Here is a 24,258-nt window from a genome sequence, read left to right as displayed (position 1 = left end):
CTCGATATAATATCAAGTAGTTGCCTAACAAACATCTCCAAAGACGAGTTAAATTTATATGACCCCATTAGCACTTGTTATGATCATTGCAGCCTACATGTTAGGTTCAATCTCGAGTGCGGTTTTAATTTGTCGAATGCTGCGTCTACCAGACCCAAGAAAAATGGGATCCAATAACCCTGGCGCCACAAATGTATTACGTATCGGCGGCAAAAAAGCCGCAGCATCAGTCCTGCTTTGTGACATGTTGAAGGGCACAATTCCGGTTTGGGGTGGATTTTTTCTTGGTATTGATCCCGTAATACTGGGTGTGATCGCTATTGCAGCCTGTTTGGGCCACATGTATCCACTGTTTTTTCACTTCAAAGGCGGGAAAGGCGTCGCAACAGCACTTGGAGCGATTGCACCGATCGGCTTAGATTTTACGGCAATGATAATAGGAACTTGGTTGGCGATTGCATTTTGTTTTCGCTACTCATCACTAGCAGCCTTAGTCACCGTATTGCTTGCGCCGCTTTATACTTGGATGCTCAAGCCACAATACACTCTACCCGTAGCCATGCTCTGTTGCTTGATCGTATTTAGGCATCATCAAAACATTAGACGACTGCTGGATGGTTCTGAGCCTAAGATTGGTGATAAGAAAGAAGCAATGAATAAAGCCTAACAATTAGGCTTTATTCCAAGTAATCGACGACTAAGCGTGCTTCGCCAGAAAATCTTCCAACATACCCGTGACAAAATCTGGTTGCTCTAGATTTGAGATATGGCCGGCCTTTGGAATTTGGATCAATTCAGATCCAGTAATGCAGTCATGCATCAAGTAAGACTCAAGCACTGGACGGGGTTTATCTTCTTGACCAACAGCGATCAATACTGGTAAAGCAAATTTCTCAATCTCTTCAATTTGATCGCGGCGACCAAATACCATTCGACCAACTCGCGCGACTTCAACCGCCTGCTCACCTTTTAATTGAGCCAGAAATGCAGAAAGTTGAGAAACTAACTCAGGGCTATCTTCACTGGCATTATTAGCAAAAAACAACGGTGTTACGGCATCAATGATCGGATCTGGAACCGATTGAGCCTGAGTAATCGCATCCAACATACCAAAATACTTTTTGTGTGTGACTTCAGGCTCTAATCCAACGAAAGTATCCATCAGAACGAGAGAACGAAGTCGAGATGGTACAAGTGCTGCGACCTCTGTGCTCCACATGCCACCAACAGATAAACCAACAATTGAGAATTGTTCGATCTCTAGATGATCAAGTAAAGCAACGATCTGCTTTGCGTAATCTGTTAATGAACGAGTGCTCTCTGGCGCTGGTTGTGATTCTCCATGAGCCCATAGGTCGGGAACAATACAGCGATAGTGCTGGCTTAACGCTTCGACTTGCGGCGCCCACATTTTGCTATCCCACAAATAACTATGACCAAAAACGACAACGGGGCCAGACCCCACATCTTGATAAGCCATCTCGCGGCCATCGACAGCAAATTTTTGCATTTTTCTATCCATTGATTGTTTTTATAAAATAGGAGCTTACCATTTATTTTGATTGTAAGACCTCGGAAGAGTTCAAGACAAATAAAAGAAAAGGCCGCTACTTGAGCGACCTTAGTTTTTATTTGTTGAGCGGTTAAGCGATCGGTTCCAGTTGATCAATCGGCCAACGTGGAGTTGCTTGAACGGAAAGATCGGCAACTTCACCGTTTTTAAGACGTTGCATGCCCGCATACGCTATCATTGCACCATTGTCGGTACAAAATTCCGTACGAGGGTAGTAAACCTCACCACCAATCTTCTTCGCTAGATCGGCAAGATCAGAGCGTAAACGACGGTTTGCACTCACGCCACCAGCAATAACAATACGTTTAAAGCCAGTCTGCTCAAGCGCTCGCTTACATTTAATGCTCAACGTCGCACACACCGCTTCTTCAAATGCTAAAGCAATATCTGCGCGAGTTTGCTCATCATCACCATTAGCGGCAATGGTATTTGCTGTGAACGTTTTCAGGCCAGAAAAGCTCATATCCAAACCAGGACGATCTGTCATTGGGCGTGGGAACTTAAAACGGCCCGGCGTGCCTTTTTCTGCCAATTTAGACAACAAAGGGCCACCAGGGTAATCAAGCCCCATAAGTTTTGCTGTTTTATCAAACGCTTCACCCGCCGCGTCATCAATCGACTCACCTAGAATCTTATATTCACCGATACCTTTTACTTCCACCATCATTGAGTGGCCGCCCGATACCAATACCGCCACAAATGGAAATGGTGGTGGGTTATCTTCTAACATAGGCGCAAGAAGGTGACCTTCCATATGGTGAACAGGCACAGCAGGGACCCCCCAAGCATAGGCTAAGCTTCGACCAATCGTCGCGCCGACAAGTAACGCGCCAACCAAACCAGGACCTGCGGTATAAGCAATACCATCAATATCTTTTGGCGTTAAGTTCGCTTCTGCCATCGCAGCTTTAATAAGCGGGATAGTTTTCTTTACGTGATCACGGGAAGCCAGTTCAGGTACCACACCACCGTAGTCGGCGTGCAGTTTTACCTGACTGTATAGTTGATGCGAAAGTAGGCCTTTCTCATCATCATAAATAGCAATTCCTGTTTCATCACAAGAGGTTTCGATACCAATAATGCGCATGGTTTACCCTGGATGTGTTCGTCTATAATTCAAAATTGGCGCAATATTACCGCGCCTTTGCTCATCAAACAAATTTTGTGCAAACTGTACTCAACAAAATACTTTACAAAGTATGTGTGATCGGATTAAAATTCCGCACCATTTTTGATCAAGCTGATTGTAGGCCCAGCAACTGAGCTAGGCACTGTGAAGTCAGCATTAACGAATTAACCCCTGAGGTGAAAGGCATATGCCAGTAGTTAAAGTACGTGAAAACGAACCGTTCGACGTTGCACTACGTCGTTTCAAACGCTCTTGCGAAAAAGCAGGTATCCTTTCTGAAGTGCGTCGTCGTGAGCACTACGAAAAACCAACTACAGTTCGCAAACGCGCTAAAGCAGCAGCTCAAAAGCGTCACGCTAAGAAGCTTGCTCGCGAAAACGCTCGTCGCGTTCGCCTGTACTAATAACTAAGTCCACAAGGATATAGTTATGGCTCTTATTGACAAGCTCAAAGAAGAGCAAAAATTAGCGATGAAAGCCAAGGATAAATTACGCCTTGGCACTATCCGTTTAGCTCTATCAGCTATCAAGCAACGTGAAGTCGACGAACAGATCACTCTGAACGATGATGACATTCTTGCTGTGATGGTAAAGATGGTTAAACAACGTCGCGATTCTGTCGCTCAGTACGAATCTGCAGGTCGTCAAGACCTTGCTGATGTTGAGCAGGCTGAAATTACAATACTTGAGGACTTTATGCCTCAACCACTGACTGACGAAGAAGTTGTTGCTCTTATTGAAGCAGCAATGACGGAATCTGGTGCAGCGGGCATGCAAGACATGGGTAAAGTAATGGGCGTGCTTAAACCTCAAATTCAAGGGCGTGCAGATATGGGTAAAGTAAGTGGCTTAGTTCGTTCTAAGTTAGCTTAACTTCCCAACCTGTTTGCAACAAGCCGTGCTATCCTCTGGACGCACGGCTTGTTTGTATCTAGCCTTCTCTCTTTTCATTACAGTTTAACTTTTTTTGTTAGGTTTTATGGCAGGACACATCCCACGTAGCTTCATTGATGACCTTCTAGCTCGACTCGATATTGTCGATATCGTTGACGCACGTGTGAAACTTAAGAAAAAAGGTAAAAACTACGGCGCTTGTTGCCCATTCCATAATGAAAAGACCCCTTCTTTTAGTGTGAGCCAAGAAAAGCAGTTCTATCACTGTTTTGGTTGTGGGGTGCACGGAAATGCCATCGACTTCTTGATGGAGTACGAGCGACTCGATTTTGTGGAAGCAATTGAAGAACTCGCCTCTTCCTTAGGTCTCGACGTCCCAAGAGAGCAACGTCAAGGTGGTGGATTTCAATCAAACCAACCACAGGCCAGTTCAGCACAAAAGCGCAGTTTGTATGATCTTATGGGCAGTATCGCTCAGTTTTATCGAGATCAACTTAAGCTATCGACCAGCAAAATTGCGATTGAATATTTAAAAAATCGTGGGCTTTCTGGGGAGATCGTCCAAAAATTTGGCATCGGCTATGTAGCAGACGAATGGGATCTGATTAGGAAAAACTTTGGGCAACAGCAACAAAGCCAAGAGATGCTTGTCTCTGGCGGGATGTTGATTGAAAACGACAAAGGCAATCGCTATGACCGATTCCGTGGCCGTGTCATGTTTCCGATTCGAGATCGCCGTGGTCGAGTCATTGGCTTTGGTGGTCGTGTTCTGGGTGACGGTACGCCTAAATACTTAAACTCGCCAGAAACCCCTATCTTCCATAAAGGCAAAGAGCTTTATGGTTTATATGAGGTCATGCAGGCACATCGTGAACCATCACAGATCCTAGTCGTAGAAGGCTATATGGATGTGGTAGCACTGGCGCAATATGGGGTTGATTACTCCGTTGCCTCATTGGGTACCTCGACGACTGGCGACCATGTTCAGCTATTATTCCGCCAAACTAATACCGTCGTCTGTTGCTATGACGGTGACCGCGCAGGTAGAGAAGCAGCATGGCGAGCATTAGAAAATGCACTACAGTATTTAAAAACAGGTAATACGCTGAAGTTTCTGTTTTTACCAGATGGCGAAGACCCAGACAGCTACATTCGAAAATATGGTAAAGAAGCCTTTGAACAGCAAGTCCAGCAGGCAACACCGCTCTCAAGCTACCTGTTTGATAACCTGATTGAGATTCATCAGATCAACCTAGGTAACACAGAAGGGAAGTCAGCCCTGCGAGCTCATGCGAGTGCGCTGATCAATAAAATACCCGATCCATACTTTCAGGAACTTCTAGAAAAACTATTGGATGAGCGAACTGGTTTTGACAATCAATTACGCCAACCGCGTAAAAAAACCAGTGAAACAAGACCTCAACCGCATAAAGAGCTGAAGCGAACACCAATGCGTGAAGTCATTGCTTTGCTTATCCAAAATCCGAGCTATGCTCAAATGGTACCGGATCTCTCAAGTGTGAGAGAGTTAACAGTACCTGGACTAAGTTTATTTGTTGAGGTGCTTGAATATTGTCACCTCCACCCCAATATCAGAACGGGCCAGTTAATAGAACACTGGCGAAACAGTAGCCATGAGGCTTTGTTCTCTCGTCTCGCAGGGTGGGAAATCCCACTAGATGACGACAATGAACAAGATATATTTTTAGATTCATTGGATAAGATTCTTGCCCAGTGCGTCGAAAAACAAATTGAGAATCTGCAAGCTAAAGAAAGAAGTGTCGGTTTATCAACCGAAGAAAGAAGGGAGCTACTAGCCTTAATGCTAGATTTGAAAGCGTAACCCTGTTCGATTAGCCAGCAATCAATTAATTTGTTACTATGTGTGGTTTGCAACTCGCATACTAATTCCTTCACCAGATACTAAGTTGGATACCGTCTATGGATCAAAATCCGCAGTCACAGCTAAAGCAACTTGTCATTAAAGGCAAGGAACAAGGCTATCTGACCTACGCAGAAGTAAATGACCACCTACCTGCAGAAATCGTAGATTCAGAGCAAGTAGAAGATATCATTCAGATGATCAACGACATGGGTATCCGTGTTGTAGAAACAGCACCAGATGCTGATGATCTTGCCCTGAATGATGATGAAACCATCACCGATGAAGATGCAGCAGAAGCTGCTGCAGCGGCACTTTCAAGCGTAGAGAATGAAATCGGCCGTACAACAGACCCAGTACGTATGTACATGCGTGAGATGGGTACTGTTGAACTATTGACTCGTGAAGGCGAGATCGACATCGCGAAACGTATTGAAGATGGTATCAACCAAGTTCAAAACGCAGTGGCTGAGTATCCAGGCACTATCCCTTACATCCTTGAGCAATTTGATAAAGTTCAGGCTGAAGAACTTCGCCTAACTGACCTTATCACTGGCTTCGTTGACCCTGACGCTGATGAGACTGCCGCACCAACGGCGACACACATCGGTTCTGAGCTTGCTGAAACTGATCTGAAAGATGAAGAAGCAGACGAAGAAGAAGAGGAAGACGCGAACGATAGCGATGAAGAGGAAGAAGAGGAAGATACAGGTATTGATCCTGAATTTGCTCTTGAGAAGTTCACTGCACTACGCAACACTTTCCAAAACTTCCAGCTAGCGTGCAACGAGTACGGCAACGAAAGCCCGAAAGCAACACTTGCTCACGAGATGGTGATTGACGTATTCAAAGAATTCCGTCTAACGCCGAAGCAGTTTGACTACCTAGTAAACGAACTGCGTACTTCTATGGAACGTGTACGTACTCAAGAACGTCTTATCATGAAGGCGTCAGTTGAGTACGGCAAAATGCCGAAGAAGTCATTCATTGCACTATTTAGCGGTAATGAATCAAGTGATGCATGGCTAGATGAAATTCTAGCGTCTGATAAGCCGTACGCAGACAAAATCCGTCGCAGCGAAGATGACATTCGTCGTTCAATCTTAAAACTTAAGATGATTGAAGATGAAACATCACTGACTGTTCAAAATATTAAAGACATCAGCCGTCGCATGTCTATCGGTGAAGCAAAAGCTCGCCGTGCGAAAAAAGAGATGGTTGAAGCGAACTTACGTCTTGTAATTTCTATCGCTAAAAAATACACCAACCGTGGTCTACAGTTCTTGGATCTAATCCAGGAAGGTAACATCGGTCTGATGAAAGCAGTAGATAAATTCGAATACCGCCGTGGCTACAAGTTCTCTACTTATGCTACTTGGTGGATTCGTCAGGCAATCACTCGTTCGATTGCAGACCAAGCTCGTACAATTCGTATTCCGGTACACATGATCGAAACGATCAACAAGCTAAACCGTATCTCTCGCCAAATGTTGCAAGAGATGGGTCGTGAGCCGCTACCGGAAGAACTGGCTGAGCGCATGCAAATGCCAGAAGATAAGATCCGTAAAGTACTGAAAATTGCTAAAGAGCCAATCTCAATGGAAACACCAATTGGTGACGATGAAGATTCGCATCTAGGTGATTTCATTGAGGATACAACACTTGAGTTGCCATTAGATTCAGCAACATCAGGTAGCCTAAAAGTTGCGACGAAAGACGTACTTGCTGGCCTAACGCCTCGTGAAGCAAAAGTACTGCGTATGCGTTTCGGTATCGATATGAACACAGACCACACTCTAGAAGAGGTTGGTAAGCAGTTCGACGTTACTCGTGAGCGTATCCGTCAGATCGAAGCGAAAGCACTGCGTAAGCTTCGTCACCCAAGCCGTTCAGAAACTCTGCGCAGCTTCCTAGACGAATAATTTAGCTGCTAGTCAGTTATTGATGAAAAGGTGAGCGATTGCTCACCTTTTTTTATTTAATCGATTTGAGTGGATAAAAACTAAGCGCATTTACCCCCTCTTCTGGCTAGACAGCAAGATCTGCATCCCCTATAATCATTGCCCTATATGGCCCCTTAGCTCAGTGGTTAGAGCAGTCGACTCATAATCGATTGGTCCCCAGTTCAAGTCTGGGAGGGGCCACCATATACAGAAAGGCCTGAGAGCATTTATTTGTTCTCAGGCCTTTTGCTTTTCAGTCGCTGTGCTACACATGTGCTACTTTTTTCTAAATCCGTGCTCTCTGCCTCATTCCGTTATAAGCGAAATAACTCATGCTCGTTAGTTCCTTAGATAGCACTGGATAAAGTGAGCTCTATACACAGATAACCACTATCATGCACTGCTATCGATTATGAATGAGACAGAGCTCATAATCTCAAGCCATGCATAGATTATCGGTTCCCACAAACCACAAGCTGTTCAAAAATAGGACAACCATTCTTACAGGTTGAGATGTAACTACAACCAGCACAACGTTCTGAGTTAAAGTAATTACGAAAAGATTGCATGTTTGCTGATTTAGTCCATATATCTACTAATGATGTATCCCTATTCCAAGTATCTCCAGCCTCTAGACCACTTTGAAAAGAACATGGGTATACCTTTAAATCTTCTGATACATACATTGAAAATCTTGCTGCGTCGCAGGCATCAACCATAACCGGACTCGCATTTGTTCTCGCAAATACGCCACTAACACAACAGGCATCAAATCCAACCTTTAGCTTTCTCTCTGAGGATGTAGCCAACCTAAAAAACTCATCAAGTCTATCGCTGTTTCTTAACAGCTTGTCTTCAAAGACCTTCCTTCCTGAAGGCTTATAATTAAGAAATATGACTGCATTAATCCCCATCAAAAACTCTGGGGGCTCCTTTAACCAGCTTATCGCTGTATCAATGCTATGAGCATCTAAGATAAAATGTAAGTTAACTTTAACTCCAGCACTAAGCAGCTTTTGTAAGCTTTGTTCGGTCTCATCATATGGAGGGTACGCAGAAATGGCTACAGCTCCGCAGCACCTTTTTGTTGCCTCTAGAACTTCATCACTCAGTCCGCGACCATTCGATGTATAGTTAGGAACAATTCCTTTTAACTTCGTATACTCTAATATTTCTATGAAATCTGGATGCTGATTCGGATTCCCGCCTCCCAAAGCTACCTGAAAGGTTCCCATCTCAGCTGCTTGGTTGATGATTAGCTTATAATCATCCAAACTCATATGCTTTCCGCGATTTGTCGATGACTTATAGCAAAATGAGCATCCCTTATCACACCAGTTGGTTATAGATATATCCATTAGCTCAGGGCCATGTGGAGACCAAAATGGCTCTGGATTATCTTTATCGGGAATACGAGCAAAGAAACCAGTAACACTATTAAAAACTGCTGTATAACCAAGATCTTTAAACCGATTTACCTTAAGCATATATCACCAGTAGTTATTGTAAGCATTGACATAGAAGTGTTCAGAGTCGATTTCAAACACTGCCATACAAAGAAGAGACTCTGCAAACTCACCATCGCTACTCAATGATGAAGTAATGACATTTTTCCCAGTGGCAATACCATCCTTCATCTTATCAATAACATCAGGAGTAAATTCATAAGAACCTAACAAAGCATTTGCTTCTTCTTCCGTTTTGATCGGTTTACCATAATTCACAATCGCGTCATGTAACTCGTTATACATATCACAAAACAGGTCTCCTACAGGGCCATCCTTGTCAACACCAACCGATTCTAGAAACGTATCTAAAGTCAATTCAGTGTCTGAGATATAGACAAATGAGGTTGATGAACTATTAGATACAAAATCAAGCTTTATCTTCATTGCTTACCTCACTCAAAATAGCAAGACTGTTCAAAACTACTTCCAATTTATTATCTTCATAGTCGTCGTCGACTACTTGTGGAATCCGAGTTACAGCAAATATCCTTTTGGCCTCCAAGTCTTCATCACTGAGCTTTCTACCATATCGAATTTCTACATAGTCCGATAAACATCCATACTCTACTGAGTAAAATCGTTCATATTCTTCTGTTAAGTTGATTGAGAATTTAAAAAACGCATCATAAACAGAAGAGAAAATTTGTGCTCCAAAACCTCCCGATGATATTCCTAGAGATGACAAAAACTCTTCAAGGTTTGGCTCCCAAGAGGTAGCAACAATAAACTTAACTTCATCCCTCACGACTCTTCGACTCCCAACTCTAACTCACGTAAGTATACTTGAATACATTCTGAACAAGCGTCTTGACAAGAGACTATGGCAGCAGCTACGTTATCGTGATCCTTGTACTTATTAAAGAAATCAAGGACATATTCCCTCCGCTCCCAATATACATAAGGCAAGGTATATAAAATGAACGTCAAGACCAATGGATCAAGTGATACCTTCTCTTCATCGCTATAGTCTTTCAAACTTCCAACTTGTCTACTTAGATCTTCTTTCCAATCATTGCGTCCATATCCGAGATTTTCGCCATACATAAAGCTTAAAAACCGCTCTAACTCATCATCATTCAATTTACTTAAGTGCATATTTAAAACGCTCAAGTTAAGCAGTTCAGAAGCATCTCTTTTCCTAAAGAGAAACCAAGCAACGGACTGTATTTCTGAACGGATAGAACTTTCCTTTAATATACTTGTTACACGTTCAATATCTTCATCTGATTGCAAATCCGCAGATAGAAGTGGCAAGTTGTTCACATAGTGGGTGATAAAGTCATCGAAGCTCTCACACAACGATGTAACCGATTGATTATTATGTTTTCTGGCTAAGATATAGGTATAGCGGAATAGACCTTCATAGATTGGCCAATCACTCATTTTTTCGAATATACTGATATCTTGTCTATCCGCTCCAACATCTGCCACCATAAAGTAAGCTAGTAGAAAGTCCCTCATTTCATCATATGTGAACGAAATGTTCTCAATGCCCAGTGACATCAACCCTGACGGAGGTAGCTCTCTTCTTAAAATGATATCCTCGCCAACTAGCTTCTCTATGACCTGCCGCTCAACAGCATCGAAGCAAGCATTTGACACCAACGAAAAATCCTCATTCTTAAGCATCTGGTGACAAATTTTTCTCAGGGAACCAATAGCAATTGATTGCTGCTCTAGCGGAAACTGCTCTATTTTCATCATCAAATAACGTTCGAACAATTCTCCTTTATATATATCAGGAACATATCCTATATCTTGTCCTTCAAATATTTCACAAAATAACCTCAGAAGAATCAGATCATTCATCAAGAATTTTTTTGACACTCCTGAAAGACTAAGATTAATATTAAAATAATCAAAATACTCAGTTAGGAGTTTTGACTTATTATTTTCAGACATTTCATTCCTGAGATCCTGAACACGATATAGGTAGTCTGAAAAGTGAGGTTCAAATACTCCAGAAAACTTGTGTTCGAAAAACTCATTTCTACACGTAACAATAATCTTGATAAAATCATACTGACATAACGCATCAAGGAATATCTTAAGCTCATCAACAAACCCTTGCAGATCGTTAACTTCGTTTATCCCATCCAACGCTATAATGAATGGTTTACCAGACTCTGACGCTACATTATTTAGCAATTCAAATAATTCATGCAGGCTCGATAAACTTGGACAAAAACGATTGTTGGTTATATAAGATAAAATCCGATTTGGAGAAGAGTAATGATTTAAGAGTCTCGCAGGTATGAATATAGTTGGAACCTCAAATCGTTGAAGTTGATTTTCTACTAAATCACACACGAAGTTAGTTTTCCCTTGGCCTGCCATTCCGGTAACTAAGAATATCTTAGAAGTTGATATTTTAATTTTATCCAAAATGTCATTTAACTGATAATAAATACCAGTTGTACTTGATTCAACATTATACTTAAAAACTCTCCAGTAATCTTTCAAGTCAGCTTGAGGACTAAATTTTTCATTCTCTTCGCTTCGCCAAGACAGAGGTGTAATGGCTTTCTTAAACCTCTTAACAGCCTCTTGCTGTTTTAATAGTCGAGTATTTAAGTCTTCAAGACTATTTGGTTCTGGAAGTGATATCAAATCATTGACTTCAATATTTAGCGGTTCAACTCTTGATAACTCAAGAAAATGGTTGCAGCTCTCAAGGTTAATACGTTGTAAATCGTAATCAATTTTTCTATAAAAAAACTTAGGATTTGAAAAAAAACGGACAGAATCTTTTATTTCAGAAGTTTCTACAAATACAGATGGAATATACTTCTTAGTCTTCTTTTCATCTTCAATTTTCTTTTGGCTTACACTAATAAATTCAGTCAAGCTCTTTCTAAATTTTAAATTTGAATCAACTTTATCAAACTCAGACTCTAAATGATTTCGAATAATATCTAGCTTTTCACTGCTTAGAGTGCTTAACCTTTCAGCCAAGCTTCTATAATCTAGAATATTATCTCGAGTATTAAAATCAACAGGACAAGTTTTAATCTCAGATTCAAGAGCTGAAGACCTATATGTTTTCTGTTTTTCCGATATAACATAGATATAAAGAGTATCGAACAACTTATTCAGTTCATGCTCTCGAAATTTCTTTATCGTTTTAATTATCTTTGGAGCGGATGGATCTGAAGTTACTTGAATTGATATTCGACTTGTATTACAACCTAAGTCTACTGCTGGAAAATTCATTTGAACGTGATTTTGATTTTTCAAATCAGGGCAGTCAAAAACCACAGATAAAATAGGAACTAAAAAGTCTTCCGCAAGAATATTAATATCAAACAACCCTGTTGCATTTGAAACCCTCACCTCATACGCAAATCGTCCCAACAGTGCGTTAATTCTTGTTAATAGCTCTTGTTGATTCATATATGTCTCAATAAATCGATAATCTATCGATTAGCTTTTTATGTCGCTAGCTAGCTCAATTGTACTTACATATCATAAGGTTGCCCTTTGAGCGGAGCTCATATCGTTGCTTAGCACTAAAAAGCATTGCAACTTATCACCAATGATTAGACAAAGTGATCACATTAACAATGATCTGTCACTCATTTGGTAGAAAAACAAGCTTTTCTTAAACGGCACGAACCTTGGCTCATAGTACGCTGGGCTTTACGAGAAACTGAACTTGTCACTTAGGGAACAGTTTATGAACTCGCTTTCCTGCTTCATTCACTTCTTCTTCAGCATTTAACTTTCGCGTTTGGACTTTCTTTTTTTGTGCTCTCTTTTTCTTCTTGCGCAGGTTATCTCGAAACTTATCGTAGAAATCTTGATGATCGACGGTCAAGTATTCTACCAACCATAAGAGTGCTTCTTCCTTCTGATCCAATTCAGCAGTTTGGTAATCATGTAAGAAATCACACAAGTTTTTCAGGAACCTCTCATCATTGCCTTCTCTGACTTTTTTCTTCTTCAGATAGCTTTTCAGTTCTTTAAGATCTCTTTTCTTTAGCGAAGTTCGCCTCCCATCTTCAAACTCAACTCCTTTACAATCATCATCGATAAGTATCTTTCCCAAAACAACCTCTAAACATCTAATTTCAAACGCAATTATTCACTTGCACTCAATTTTGTCCGGATATTTTTCAAAGAAATCATCGTAGATTACGCAGTCCACCTTCCGCAACGAACTAGAGCCACTTTTGAGAATTCTGTCCCCAAATTCTTAAGCTAATGCCATTTAGTAACCTTACTCCCAATGATTAAGCACTCATTAGGAGAGTACCAATGAACACAGAACACTACCCTCAAGTGTTTTATACAACCTCGGAAACCGCTCGTTTACTGCGTCTAAAGCCACAAACGCTCGCTAAATGGCGTTGCAACAGAAGTTGTCCAGAACTTAGTTGGATCAAAATTGGAGCCAAAGTTCTCTACTCAGAAGAATCGATACAGAGATTTATAGAAATGAGTAAGCACTAGCACAAACAGCGACGACCACTAACCAAAACAAAAGGAACTCAAACTATGACTACTAAACCACTTCACCAACATAAGATGCTTGGTTACCTCTCGCTCCTAAACGATCAAGTTGCCAGCAGAGCTATCGACAAACGTTCACCATTAATCGTCCGAAAACTGAGTTTCACCTGTCCTGTATCTGAAAAAAATCATGAGCGCTTAAATCAAAGATTAAGAGCGTTAACACTCAACAATCCTCGTTTCACACAAGAAAAAAGCAATGATTGCAATTACCGAAACTGTATCAGCTACCAAACAACTAATGATTCTTTGCTTCAAATACTATGGGAACCAAGAAACTCATCAATCAACTTTGTTAAGTGTGAACTTGATACGAATGAACTATCTGACCAGTGTTACAGCGAGCTAAGCAAGACATTGAGTCAGCTATTCCCAACTAAATTCATCGATAACGTTATACGAAAGAAGTCTCGAATCAACAAAATTGCAGTAGAACTTAAGCTTAAAAACATCGCCTTAGAAAACATCGTATTAGCATTAAGTCGATGTAAAAGTTCTGCTCATGTAGTTGGTGACTCAGAATGTCACTCATATCAAGTTATCGGAAGCGAGAAATGTGATCAGGTCGTAATCACTAAAGGTTTCGATAAACAAAGAAGCAATAAAGTATTTGGATTTGATACTGACGTGATATTTATTCTTCAACCTAAAAAAGAAAAAATAAACATAGAAAGCATAAAAGATATAAAAATAAAACTTGAATATTTCTTTATACTAGCAGATAGCATCAAAGACTACATCCCAATATCCTACTTATACATGATAAATACCATTGGATTAAAATCAGCGTTAGAACAACTCTCAAAAGACGAACACTTTATTATTATGGATGCAATTGAAAAGTACAAATATCAAATAGATGCTAGTCAAGTAAACGAATGGTTAGCTGATACGCTTGAAGATTTGGATTCAACGTTATTTAACCATAACAAGTAACCCCCTTATAATTATCACTGTCCAATAAATAAAACACAATAGTATTAATATAGTACGTATATAAGGATGTACGTAATGAATAATAGCATCTGTAATAAAAATAGATTAATAGATAATAGTCACTGGAGTAACAATTTTAATGACAAGAACAAAGGTATTGTAACCAGAGTATTGAATCATAGACTTAGAAAACTAATTGATACGAATACCTACTCATACATTAAAGATATCAATCGTTCTATTGGTATTCTAAGTAAGAGAGCACTGTTAATGTATCAAAGCAGGTTGCTCAGAAAAATGTTGGGCAAACCAGAGCAATATCTATCTCTAGACTGCGACAAACTGGTCTTTACGATGAATTGCAGTGACGGTGACATACAACACCTTACAAGTCAGCTAACTTCGAACATCCCGTTGTACTTAAATAGTATCCTAACTGTCAAAAAACACGCTATCGGCAAAGTAAATGGGGACTGTAAAAGAGAGAATTCGTACGGAAGAACAAAAAACAGGCCAATCTATAATCACGCATACAAAATGACTATAGAAGGTAAAAACAAAAGTCACTTAATTATTTATATTGCTGATGGCGAAAGTTCAAAAAACCATAAGAAAAGTATTCGTATATGCTATAACCCAAACAATCTTAATGACTTTGAACATCATGTTATTTTTGGATATTTAAAGAGTACTTTAACTAATCGGCGTTATACACAACTGATGAAAAAGGCAAGAATTACCCGTATTGATATAGGTTTTAATATGGTTGGAGTTACATTTCCATTAGTTATTGTCTTCCCAAAGAAAGGAACAATAAAAATAACGGATGAATACCCAAGAGGAGACTGTATCAAAGAAACACTATATTTAGGTTCCAAATTCAAGTCATGTCATACTATTGTTTATGACAAGATTATAAAGGAAATTAAGTTTGATGAGAGTTCAATTAGAGATAAAAGCCTTGCACTAAGTTATTTAAACTCTTCACTTTTAACAACGAGAGTAGAGAGACGTCACTTACCATATAGGATGAAAAGAATATTGCTACTTACTGAAATGAACAACATAAACCTCAGCTTGCAAGATATAACCTTTATTGACCCAAGTATTTTAATGGGCGTACCGAAGGAAGTTATATCGAAGCTCATCACCAACAAAACTTATAGCAGAACGCAAGATTTCTACTCGCACTTCAGCGAGAAAGACCTTGAGGCAAATCTGCTATCACTCGATAAGCAATGGTTAGATGTGCAAAGCAGTCAGCTCCTCTGTCACTACCAACAGCTGATTTTAAAAGCAAAGAAACCAAAAGCTAAAGAAGCTCAACAATACTATGCTCAACGCCAGTCAGAGCAACTGAGTGTCTGAATCCAATTTTAGTGCAAAAGATCTAAACTCATTGCATATCCGGCCGATATTGAACATAACACATAACCACTAGTTGAAATAGCTTCGATATCTTAATGGAACTGGATGATGACAAGCATCTCAAGCATTAACACTAACGCACCAGCAATGCAGTACCAAAGCCAACTGAACCGCTCTATAGATAAGCAAAACACATCTATGGAGCGTCTTTCGTCTGGGTTAAAGATCAATACAGCCAAAGATGACGCAGCTGGTCTTCAGATATCGAATCGATTACAAGTACAAAACCGTGGTATGGACGTGGCAATACGAAACGCGAATGATGGTATTTCAGTACTTCAAACAGCTGAAGGAGCAATGAACGAATACACAAAGAATCTAATGCAAATGCGTGATTTGACGCTCAGGTATGCAAATGGATCTCTTAGCTCCGAAGATCGAGAGTCGATTTCGGTTGAGTTTGAAGAGCTAAAAAAGGAACTCGGTAGAATTACGCAAGCTACAAGCTTCGCTGGAGATAAGTTATTAAATGGAAGTACTAAATCACGTTCATTTCAAGTTGGCTCTTCCAGTGGTGAAGCAATACTAATTGAACTTCCTGATTTAAGTAAAGTTATAGAGCAAAAGGAAAACAGTGGTCAAACAGTATTTTACGCACCAATCATGAATCATAAAGTGGACAGCTGGAGAGCAGACCCCGGGCAGCGCATTGGTGTTCAGGTGGTTTACTCTGAAGGCAATGGAAGTCGTACCGAAAACTTGCTTTCAGATGCGATTGACGGAGCTTCAATGGAAGACATCGTAGATAACTTGAATAGTAAATATGGAGACAAAGTTAACTTCTATCTCGATAGCTCTATTGATAAAGAAACCATCGAAGAAATTGATGTAGGAAAAGCAGATCAAATGAGGCTTTGCTATACCTCCAAAGAAGCCAGTTATATAACTATACAATTTCGTAACGCGCCCAATGCCACCCAAGTAAACAACCCATTTTGGTATGCTAGTGGTCGGTCATACATTGAAGATAGTTCTCTCGAACATCCACTACCATCGCTAGAAGAAGGAAGTGATGAGTCCTTAGTTGCAATAGATAGACTCTTGGAGTTTGTCGATTCATCAAGAGCTTACCTTGGATCATCACAGAACCGACTTACCCACGCCATAAACAACTTATCTCAGTCTTCAGAAAATGTGGCTGATAGTCATAGCCAAATTCGAGATACAGACTTTGCCAAAGAGTCAACTCAGCTAACCAAACAGTCGATCTTGAAAGAAGTAAACACATCAATGCTAGCTCAAGCAGGCAATGCACCTCGGAGCGCTCTTAACCTGCTCAGTTAGCTACAATGAATCCATTAGCAGCTTCATCAGCTTCTTTTTCTCCTCATTACCTAAGTCCCCAATAAACTCAGAAAAGCCAGCGCCAGACGAGCTCTTTTGAGGTAAGACCTTAGACCTAACTTCCGACTTATCAAGGATGTAATCCTCAATTCGTTGAGATGGAGAACGAAGCTCTTCTGGCGTAAGAATTGTGTAACCTTCTGTCACATCATCTCTTTTCGACTTATGGTTGAGTAGACGCTTTATCGTGTATGTACCAAGGCTTAAGCTCTCTGCCACCGTAGTGTATGTTCTTCTCAAATCATGCAACGTGAATTCAAAGCTAAGCTCATCATTAATGGCACTTAGTACTTTTCTTGGATCAACAATGCGTCCCTGAGAATTGTCCACATTGAATACAAAGCCTCTCTCGTCTTTTAGGTTAAGTCGCCTGCTTAATAACTCACACAAGTAATGACTGATCGGCAACTCAAGTGGCACTCCATTTTTAGTCTTACTGACATAGAAAGACTTAGCATCTAAGTCTATGAACTCCCACTCTAAAGTAAGGAGCTCATTCCTTCTTAAGCCAGTGAGCACGGCCATTTCGACTAAATCACATACAGTCGAACCAAACTGACTTTTCTCCAGAATATACCTTTCACGCTTGGAATGGAGTACTTCGAAGAACTCCTTTAATTGATGTGAGCGAATATAAGTTCTTCTTCTCTCTATGTTATGCCACGCTCTTTGATGGCTAAGAATTTTGACGGGGTTTTCAGCAAAAATGATCTGATTATTAAAACCGCGATACTCATATTTCGCATAATTGAACAGAGCTCTTAAAAGCCTCATGCATAGATCCGCTTGCGCATGACTGCCACTTCTCATCCCTTCGATACGACCAGCAGAGATATCCGCATGTAGTTTTTTAACTGCCTCTTCAGTTAGCGCCATCAGTGGCTTTTTCAAGTAAGTAGAAAAATAACACTTCAGCGCCTGCTCATATCCTTTCAGAGTGTTACTGGACAAAGACTTTGACAACCGATAATCATCAAACACCTTTTGCAATGAAACGTGATGATTCTTTTCTACTCTCATTCTCTCATTAGGATTAATTCCCATGGCTAACTCGTTAAGAGCTTCACGAGCTTTTGTTCGCGCTTGATCTATGGTCAAGCTAGGAAACTGACCAAGACTCACGTTGGAAGGGGATTTTGCACCTTTCGCACGCTTATACACACGAAAAGACTTCGTACCAGAAGGAGAGACTTCGAGAACAAGACCATCAACAGCTGTATCATGATAACGTGTTCTTTTGTTTGTCGGCTTCAGAGCCGTTAGCTCTTTAACAGTAAATCGAAGTGAGTTTTTCATAATGCTTCGGTTGCTCTACAGCAATCCTTCCATATCAAGAGAACGTACTTCGATTATATCTTACCCAGTTGCATGGAGGTAGGTCCGTGCTACGAGTGTGCTACGGACCGAATCAATACCAAGCCAAATAAATCAATGTAAATCAACAGGAAAAATAACCATAACACACTGTTATATAAGAAATTATTCTATAGAATCAATTTAAAGGCATTTTCATCAAAACTACTAACCTAAAACTCATAATCGATTGGTCCGCAGTTCAAGTCTGCGAGGGGCCACCATATTTCGAAAGGCGTAACAGGTTAATACCTACTACGCCTTTTTTGATCCTATCGTTTTATACACTGATGATAAAACGCACCTCACTTGCTCTATACCAACTCAATCATAACCTCTAAGTCAGATTAAAATCCCCATAATAAGCAGCACAACAGTAAAGCCCTTCTAAATTTTAGACTACGCTAATATAGGAACCAAAATAAACGTTAGATTGAGGTGTATATAATGGATCCTGTGAGCATCTATGTCGGCCGTCAGCATTCTGAGAAACTTAGAAATCAAAAAATTGATCATTACACATCAATTATTGAAGACAATGAACCTTCCTTGGATACGCTGGTAACCATGCTCGCTAAACTGTGCAACGTGCCTTTTGCTGGCATAAGTGTTGTCGATGAAGAAATGGTTTGGATTAAAGCAAGTTACGGCATTGATGCAACTTGTCTCCCAAGAGAAGGGGCGTTTTGTGCTGCTGCAATCGACTCAAATCAAGATTTATTTATCGTTGAAAACACAACAACAGACGAACGGTTTTGCAAAAATTCACTTGTTACAGATGCTCCTGATATACGCTTTTATGCTGCCAGCCCCTTCCTTGATGAGCAAGACTTTGCAATCGGCACGCTTTGGATAATGGATACGAGTCCAAGAAAGCCTAATGAAGAGCTATCTATTATATTACGAAGCTTAGCTGCCTTCGTCGTCTTAACGCTTGAACATCACTTCAAAAGTGAAGTTACACACCTCCCTAATAGAAGCTGTTTTGTTAGGAAGCTTCAAGCTCTTATCAATAATACAAGTCGGGAAGTATTTGTTTGTTCCGTTAATATTCAACGCCTTCGGTACATAAACAATGTCTTTGGCAAAGATGCTACAGACTATGTACTACAAGTGACCGGAGAAAGATTGTCAAAATGGTCTAAAACAGAACTCATTGGTGATTTAGGTAGCGGGCAATTTGCTTTTGGGATAGCAATGGAAGGTAACGATTTATGCAAATATGATTTTGGAAGTCTTCTAACTGAATTGTGCCAACCTATCACGATTTCGGGCACCACAATCGCGGTAACAGCAATAGCTGGGGTTGCTACTACCTTTGATAAATCCGCATCGGCGGCGGCTTTAGTGGACATGGCCGAGCTCGCTGCGAATGAAAACCCAAGTATTGGGGTTTCTAAAGTTAACTATTTTACGACAGAATGTGACGAGCTAACTCAAAACAAAATCTCTCAAGACCTTGTCGCCGCTCTACACAATGTTGATCCAAACAATGCGTTGACCCCCTATTATCAGCCTCAAGTAAATATGAAGACGGGGCTCATTTCAGGTTTTGAGGCACTACTTCGTTGGGATTGCAAAGCGCACCGAAATGTTTCAATAGCTCAAATTTTTGCTGTATTTGACGCAATGGGCGTAACCCCTAATGTTGACCTACTCATATTCGAGAAAGTATGTGCCGACATTGCGGCATGGAAAGCAGAAGGGCTAACCACAAAGACCATATCAACCAATATATCACGCACAACGCTGCAAATGCCTAACCTCTCCGACGAATTGCTGGCTAGACTAAATCAACATGCTCTTACAACCAGTGACATCTATTTGGAAGTAACTGAATGCGGCTTTCAAATTGATGACCACGATACGGCAAATTACATCTCTTCATTACAAGGTGCTGGCTTTAAAATTGCCATTGATGACTTTGGAACGGGAATGTCCAACATCGCAACCCTAAAAGACACCGACTGTCACCTCCTGAAAATCGATCGTCAATTTGTCCACGGCATCTCCATTAATCCACACATAGCGGCACTTTTACGATTAATCAAAGGAACAGCTGATGCTCTAAACCTTAAATTGCTCTGTGAAGGGGTCGAAACTCAGGATGATCTAGATTGGCTAGTCAATGAAGGGGTCTACTTAATCCAAGGATGGTATTTTAGTAAAGCGATTCACAAAAATGCAGTTACCACTATTTTAAAAATGCCAACGTCTAATCAACCTAATATTAATATCGGACTGACCAAGAACCTGCTCAGAAATGTGGATAAAAACCTGATCAGATAGCCAATAAATGACAATGACAACTGCATTAAATCGCTGTCATTGTCTCTTAAGTGACCTAGAAGCCTTTCGCTCTCTTAATCACATCGTAAGCATTTTGAATTTCTTGGGCTTTTTCTTTCGCAACATTCAGCATTTCTGGCGGCAGGCCTTTCGCCATCAACTTATCTGGGTGGTGCTCATTCATCAGTTTACGATAGGCGCGCTTCACACTCTTCGCATCAGCGTTGCTGTCGATGCCTAACAATTTGTACGCATCGCTCAACTGATCGGCCGTAGAGGCTTGTTGCCAACTACCGCCAGAATGATGAGACTGACCACCACCTGCGTGGCCGCCAAAACCACCTTGCTGAAAGCGAAACGCAGCTTCTTGCATTCGTAAACGCTGCTCTAGTTGCTCAGATGAAAAGCCCAAGCCTTTTGCCACCTTGTGTAGCACATTACGCTCACTTGGGTGGATATCGCCATCTGCGAACGCTGCTGAAATCTGTAATTCTAAAAAGAACTGCATTAAGTCAAATCGTCCACCAGACGAAATTCTAACTCGTTCTAGAACCGTTTCGAGTGGGAAGTCACTTTCTTTACCTTCACGAAAAGCATCTTGCGCAGAACGACGCAAATCACCATGAAGGTTCATACGGTCCATCATGGTAGAGGCTAATTGAATTTCTTCACGCGTTACCTGCCCTTTCGCCTTCGCTACGTGCCCCATGACAGCAAAAGCAGCCTTGAAGAACTCTTCTTGACGTTCTGCTTGGCTTGGACCACCACCAAAACTCCCCGTAAAACCAGCCTGTCTTAGACGGCGCGCTTTATCGAATTGATGGCCGATAAATAAACCAAATAGCGCCCCAAATGGTCCCCCAAATAGAAAGCCAAAAAAAGTACCCAAAATTTTGCCGAAAATATGCATTATGTGCTCTCAATCTCTGAATTTTTTCGTCGTTAAGCGGTCTGATAGTGCTGTTAGCCACAAATTCCTTTATCATAAGGACCGTTTATTTTACATTCGGTCGTTAACGCTTAGTAAATTCATAAGCTCGATATTTCGAGAATATCTGATGCGATAACCGGATAGATCAAGTTAAACAGGATAGTAAAACTCGATGTCACCTTTTTCCCGCACCTTGTTAGCCGCTTCAATTAGCGCAGCGCTTTTTGTGCCTCAGACTCAAGCAGAAGCTATGGTAAACGATAGTGTGCAGGAACTGCCCGCTATAGATCAATGTTTGATCGACACTCCAGAGCCAGAAAATCCAAATCAACAGCCAGTTAGCGTTGAAGCCGATAGCCTTGAAGCAATCAATGGCGATAAAGCGACCTATAAAGGCGACGTTGTGGTAGTGCAAGGCAACAAACGCTTTCAAGCAGATCAAGTCACATTACACCAAAAAGAGAACATCATTGTCGCAGAAGGCAATGTGGTCTTCAGTGATGGCACCGTAAAATCGACGTCAGATAAGGTGACGAATAACCTTACCAGTGAAGACATTACTTTAGAGAATACCAAATATAAATTTCTTTGTGAGCCTGGCCGCGGAGATGCGGTGTATATTGCTAAAACAGGTAAAGCGGTTTACGAAATTGAAGATGGCAGCATTACTTCCTGTCCGGAAGGTGATAACGCTTGGCGTATGAAAGCATCAGGTATCGAGGTTGACCAAAACGAAGAAGTTGCCACTTTCTACAACCCGCGCTTTGAAGTTCTTGATGTGCCTGTTTTCTACATACCTTACGTAACCGTGCCTATCGGTGACACTCGAAAAACAGGTTTTCTCTACCCAACTATCTCCTATGGCTCCAGTGATGGTTTAGAGTTAGAAGTTCCTTTCTATTGGAACATTGCGCCAAACTATGATTTAGAGAGCACGATTAAGTACATGCAAGAACGTGGTACTCAGCTAAATAATAAATTCCGCTACCTCACTATTTTAGGTGAAGGTGAGATTGAGGCTGAATACTTACCTGACGATCGCAAGTTCTCTGAAAAAGGCGCTCGCTGGGGTGTGCAATATAAACATGATGGTGTCTACCAACAGGCCTGGAAATTCAACATCGATTACTCCCAAGTAAGCGATGTCGACTATTTCACTGATGTCGATTCCAGCATTGGTAGCCGAGAAGACGGTCAATTAATCCAAGAAGGTCGTGTTCAGTATCGTTCTGCCAACTGGGATGCCACCCTACTCACTCGTGACTTCCAAGTTCTGACAGAAAGTGACAACCTGCCGTACCATATTTTGCCGCAACTTGAGTTTAACTATTATTCTCCAGAATTAATGCGTTATCTCGATTTTGACTTAATTAGCCACGTAACACGTTTTGATACAGAAGCAAAAGGTAAACCCTCTGCGACTCGAGTCCACATCGAACCCGGTTTAACCGTACCTATTGGTACCACTTGGGGTTCGTGGACAACAGAAGCTCGTCTGCTCGGCACCCATTATCAACAAGATCTGAACGGTGTTACCGATCCTGATTTAGAAGAAAGCGTGACTCGTATTATTCCTGAGGTGCGCTCTCACGCGGCGGTGGTGTTAGAGCGCGATACCTTCGTTTTAGATAATTATACCCAAACTCTAGAACCTCAAGTTCAGTACCTTTATGTTCCAGAGGAAGAGCAAAGCAATATTGCTAATTACGATACGACCTTGCTGCAAACGGACTACTATGGGTTGTTCCGTAGTCGTAAATACAGTGGCGTGGATAAAATCCAAGGGGCAAACCAATTTAGCTATGGCGCAAGTTCACGCTTTTTTGATAGCGACTACAAAGAACGGTTAAGCGTCTCATTTGGCCAAATCATCTATATCGATAAAACCAATCGCTTAGATAAAACGTCTGATAAAGCCTCTAATTACTCCGCTTGGGCTGTTGAGATGGACTTCAACTATGATGACTACCTCTTCTACCATGGTGGGATTCAGTATGACATTGACTCAAGTGAAGTACAGCTTGGTAACAGCACACTCGAATACCGATTTGATAAAGGTTATATCCAAGGTAACTACCGTTACGTTACCCTTGATTATATTGAGAATACACTAGGCGATAGCTTAGGCGAATGGGACTCAATTACTGAAGATGGCATTTCACAAGGCGGCCTTCTGGCGAGTTACCAACTGACCCGTCACTGGGATGCGAGCGTACAATACTTTTACGATTTCACTACCGAAGAAACCTTAGAATGGTTAGGACGAGTTAACTATACCTCTGATTGTTGGTATATAGGCTTCTCCTACAGTAACCAGCTTCGAAACTGGAAACCTGATTTTAATAGCTACCCGAACTCTAAACCTGAATACGAAAATAACTTCAGTGTTAACTTTGGCATTATCGGCTTTGGTACTAACCTCGGTGGTGGTTCTGGCAGTAGCGATAACTCACTGGGCTACGGTCGCCCATTCTTCTTAAACAACTAATTTGCGCGCCGGCTGTCTAACAATAAGCCTGCGATGAATGGATAGGACA

Annotated in this window: 20 protein-coding genes and 1 tRNA gene; 12 read left to right on the top strand and 9 right to left on the bottom strand. The window is 41.1% G+C overall.

What is annotated here, in order from left to right:
• Positions 1-58 precede the first annotated feature (58 nt).
• Positions 59-667 carry a glycerol-3-phosphate 1-O-acyltransferase PlsY gene (plsY, locus tag GVO60_RS15395; RefSeq protein ID WP_159655562.1) on the top strand — a complete coding sequence of 203 codons (609 nt, stop codon included), beginning with the start codon at positions 59-61 and terminating at the stop codon, positions 665-667.
• Between the two features lie 30 nt (positions 668-697).
• On the opposite strand, the gene GVO60_RS15390 is transcribed toward plsY, so the two are convergent.
• Complete coding sequence (locus tag GVO60_RS15390) at positions 698-1,510, bottom strand: alpha/beta fold hydrolase (RefSeq protein WP_159655560.1); 813 nt, start codon at positions 1,508-1,510, stop codon at positions 698-700.
• 133 nt (positions 1,511-1,643) lie between these two features.
• A complete protein-coding gene (gene tsaD / locus GVO60_RS15385) occupies positions 1,644-2,660 on the bottom strand; it encodes a tRNA (adenosine(37)-N6)-threonylcarbamoyltransferase complex transferase subunit TsaD (RefSeq protein ID WP_159655558.1) in 1,017 nt (338 codons plus the stop codon).
• A gap of 229 nt (positions 2,661-2,889) precedes the next feature.
• Between tsaD and rpsU the strand changes: the two genes are divergently transcribed.
• The 5 genes from rpsU to GVO60_RS15360 all read left to right on the top strand — a co-directional run bounded on the left by rpsU (position 2,890) and on the right by GVO60_RS15360 (position 7,624).
• Positions 2,890-3,105: a 30S ribosomal protein S21 gene (gene rpsU / locus GVO60_RS15380; protein WP_001145625.1), complete on the top strand. Its 216-nt coding sequence runs from the start codon at positions 2,890-2,892 to the stop codon at positions 3,103-3,105.
• A gap of 25 nt (positions 3,106-3,130) precedes the next feature.
• Positions 3,131-3,574: a GatB/YqeY domain-containing protein gene (locus GVO60_RS15375; RefSeq protein WP_159655556.1), complete on the top strand. Its 444-nt coding sequence runs from the start codon at positions 3,131-3,133 to the stop codon at positions 3,572-3,574.
• A 106-nt stretch (positions 3,575-3,680) separates the two neighbouring features.
• The gene (gene dnaG / locus GVO60_RS15370; protein ID WP_159655554.1) at positions 3,681-5,438 is read left to right on the top strand and encodes a DNA primase; all 1,758 of its coding nucleotides are present in this window, start codon (positions 3,681-3,683) and stop codon (positions 5,436-5,438) included.
• A gap of 98 nt (positions 5,439-5,536) precedes the next feature.
• Complete coding sequence (gene rpoD / locus GVO60_RS15365) at positions 5,537-7,399, top strand: RNA polymerase sigma factor RpoD (RefSeq protein WP_159655552.1); 1,863 nt, start codon at positions 5,537-5,539, stop codon at positions 7,397-7,399.
• Positions 7,400-7,548: 149 nt separating this feature from the next.
• A tRNA-Ile gene (locus GVO60_RS15360) sits at positions 7,549-7,624 on the top strand.
• Positions 7,625-7,872: 248 nt separating this feature from the next.
• On the opposite strand, the gene GVO60_RS15355 is transcribed toward GVO60_RS15360, so the two are convergent.
• The 5 genes from GVO60_RS15355 to GVO60_RS15335 all read right to left on the bottom strand — a co-directional run bounded on the left by GVO60_RS15355 (position 7,873) and on the right by GVO60_RS15335 (position 12,976).
• Positions 7,873-8,907: a radical SAM/SPASM domain-containing protein gene (locus tag GVO60_RS15355; RefSeq protein WP_108677791.1), complete on the bottom strand. Its 1,035-nt coding sequence runs from the start codon at positions 8,905-8,907 to the stop codon at positions 7,873-7,875.
• A 3-nt stretch (positions 8,908-8,910) separates the two neighbouring features.
• Positions 8,911-9,312, bottom strand: coding sequence for a hypothetical protein (locus GVO60_RS15350; protein ID WP_031829233.1), 402 nt, complete (start codon positions 9,310-9,312; stop codon positions 8,911-8,913).
• Entirely contained in the window at positions 9,296-9,673 is a 378-nt protein-coding gene (locus GVO60_RS15345; protein WP_031829232.1) for a hypothetical protein, read from the bottom strand. The genes GVO60_RS15350 and GVO60_RS15345 overlap by 17 nt, the downstream gene beginning before the upstream one ends.
• Entirely contained in the window at positions 9,670-12,321 is a 2,652-nt protein-coding gene (locus tag GVO60_RS15340; RefSeq protein ID WP_159655551.1) for an SMEK domain-containing protein, read from the bottom strand. The genes GVO60_RS15345 and GVO60_RS15340 overlap by 4 nt, the downstream gene beginning before the upstream one ends.
• Positions 12,322-12,586: 265 nt before the next feature.
• Positions 12,587-12,976, bottom strand: coding sequence for a hypothetical protein (locus tag GVO60_RS15335; protein ID WP_031829229.1), 390 nt, complete (start codon positions 12,974-12,976; stop codon positions 12,587-12,589).
• 209 nt (positions 12,977-13,185) lie between these two features.
• On the opposite strand from GVO60_RS15335, the gene GVO60_RS15330 reads away from it, so the two are divergent.
• The 4 genes from GVO60_RS15330 to GVO60_RS15315 all read left to right on the top strand — a co-directional run bounded on the left by GVO60_RS15330 (position 13,186) and on the right by GVO60_RS15315 (position 17,088).
• Positions 13,186-13,380, top strand: coding sequence for a helix-turn-helix domain-containing protein (locus GVO60_RS15330; RefSeq protein ID WP_025505681.1), 195 nt, complete (start codon positions 13,186-13,188; stop codon positions 13,378-13,380).
• 45 nt (positions 13,381-13,425) lie between these two features.
• A complete protein-coding gene (locus tag GVO60_RS15325) occupies positions 13,426-14,376 on the top strand; it encodes a hypothetical protein (RefSeq protein WP_159655550.1) in 951 nt (316 codons plus the stop codon).
• Positions 14,377-14,451: 75 nt separating this feature from the next.
• Positions 14,452-15,744 carry a hypothetical protein gene (locus GVO60_RS15320; protein WP_159655549.1) on the top strand — a complete coding sequence of 431 codons (1,293 nt, stop codon included), beginning with the start codon at positions 14,452-14,454 and terminating at the stop codon, positions 15,742-15,744.
• 105 nt (positions 15,745-15,849) lie between these two features.
• A complete protein-coding gene (locus GVO60_RS15315; RefSeq protein ID WP_159655548.1) occupies positions 15,850-17,088 on the top strand; it encodes a flagellin N-terminal helical domain-containing protein in 1,239 nt (412 codons plus the stop codon).
• Here GVO60_RS15315 and GVO60_RS15310 read toward each other — a convergent pair whose 3' ends face one another.
• Entirely contained in the window at positions 17,089-18,444 is a 1,356-nt protein-coding gene (locus GVO60_RS15310; protein ID WP_159655547.1) for a tyrosine-type recombinase/integrase, read from the bottom strand.
• A gap of 504 nt (positions 18,445-18,948) precedes the next feature.
• Here GVO60_RS15310 and GVO60_RS15305 point away from each other — a divergent pair.
• Positions 18,949-20,790, top strand: a complete 1,842-nt coding sequence (locus GVO60_RS15305; RefSeq protein WP_159655546.1) for a sensor domain-containing diguanylate cyclase — start codon at positions 18,949-18,951, stop codon at positions 20,788-20,790.
• A gap of 55 nt (positions 20,791-20,845) precedes the next feature.
• Here the strand turns inward: GVO60_RS15305 and djlA are convergent, their stop codons facing one another.
• Positions 20,846-21,700, bottom strand: coding sequence for a co-chaperone DjlA (gene djlA, locus GVO60_RS15300; RefSeq protein WP_159655545.1), 855 nt, complete (start codon positions 21,698-21,700; stop codon positions 20,846-20,848).
• A gap of 193 nt (positions 21,701-21,893) precedes the next feature.
• Between djlA and lptD the strand changes: the two genes are divergently transcribed.
• Positions 21,894-24,209, top strand: coding sequence for an LPS assembly protein LptD (lptD, locus tag GVO60_RS15295; RefSeq protein WP_159655544.1), 2,316 nt, complete (start codon positions 21,894-21,896; stop codon positions 24,207-24,209).
• Positions 24,210-24,258 lie beyond the last annotated feature (49 nt).

The organism is Vibrio atypicus (genome assembly GCF_009811315.1).
Classification (GTDB): domain Bacteria; phylum Pseudomonadota; class Gammaproteobacteria; order Enterobacterales; family Vibrionaceae; genus Vibrio; species Vibrio atypicus.
This window is presented reverse-complemented; position numbering and strand designations above follow the sequence as displayed.

What these genes read in the sequence shown, in the direction of transcription:
- plsY (WP_159655562.1), top strand. Translation starts at nt 59, where the DNA reads ATGACCCCATTAGCACTTGTTATGATCATTGCAGCCTACATGTTAGGT.
- GVO60_RS15390 (WP_159655560.1), bottom strand. Translation starts at nt 1,510, where the DNA reads ATGCAAAAATTTGCTGTCGATGGCCGCGAGATGGCTTATCAAGATGTG.
- tsaD (WP_159655558.1), bottom strand. Translation starts at nt 2,660, where the DNA reads ATGCGCATTATTGGTATCGAAACCTCTTGTGATGAAACAGGAATTGCT.
- rpsU (WP_001145625.1), top strand. Translation starts at nt 2,890, where the DNA reads ATGCCAGTAGTTAAAGTACGTGAAAACGAACCGTTCGACGTTGCACTA.
- GVO60_RS15375 (WP_159655556.1), top strand. Translation starts at nt 3,131, where the DNA reads ATGGCTCTTATTGACAAGCTCAAAGAAGAGCAAAAATTAGCGATGAAA.
- dnaG (WP_159655554.1), top strand. Translation starts at nt 3,681, where the DNA reads ATGGCAGGACACATCCCACGTAGCTTCATTGATGACCTTCTAGCTCGA.
- rpoD (WP_159655552.1), top strand. Translation starts at nt 5,537, where the DNA reads ATGGATCAAAATCCGCAGTCACAGCTAAAGCAACTTGTCATTAAAGGC.
- GVO60_RS15355 (WP_108677791.1), bottom strand. Translation starts at nt 8,907, where the DNA reads ATGCTTAAGGTAAATCGGTTTAAAGATCTTGGTTATACAGCAGTTTTT.
- GVO60_RS15350 (WP_031829233.1), bottom strand. Translation starts at nt 9,312, where the DNA reads ATGAAGATAAAGCTTGATTTTGTATCTAATAGTTCATCAACCTCATTT.
- GVO60_RS15340 (WP_159655551.1), bottom strand. Translation starts at nt 12,321, where the DNA reads ATGAATCAACAAGAGCTATTAACAAGAATTAACGCACTGTTGGGACGA.
- GVO60_RS15330 (WP_025505681.1), top strand. Translation starts at nt 13,186, where the DNA reads ATGAACACAGAACACTACCCTCAAGTGTTTTATACAACCTCGGAAACC.
- GVO60_RS15325 (WP_159655550.1), top strand. Translation starts at nt 13,426, where the DNA reads ATGACTACTAAACCACTTCACCAACATAAGATGCTTGGTTACCTCTCG.
- GVO60_RS15320 (WP_159655549.1), top strand. Translation starts at nt 14,452, where the DNA reads ATGAATAATAGCATCTGTAATAAAAATAGATTAATAGATAATAGTCAC.
- GVO60_RS15315 (WP_159655548.1), top strand. Translation starts at nt 15,850, where the DNA reads ATGATGACAAGCATCTCAAGCATTAACACTAACGCACCAGCAATGCAG.
- GVO60_RS15310 (WP_159655547.1), bottom strand. Translation starts at nt 18,444, where the DNA reads ATGAAAAACTCACTTCGATTTACTGTTAAAGAGCTAACGGCTCTGAAG.
- GVO60_RS15305 (WP_159655546.1), top strand. Translation starts at nt 18,949, where the DNA reads ATGGATCCTGTGAGCATCTATGTCGGCCGTCAGCATTCTGAGAAACTT.
- djlA (WP_159655545.1), bottom strand. Translation starts at nt 21,700, where the DNA reads ATGCATATTTTCGGCAAAATTTTGGGTACTTTTTTTGGCTTTCTATTT.
- lptD (WP_159655544.1), top strand. Translation starts at nt 21,894, where the DNA reads ATGTCACCTTTTTCCCGCACCTTGTTAGCCGCTTCAATTAGCGCAGCG.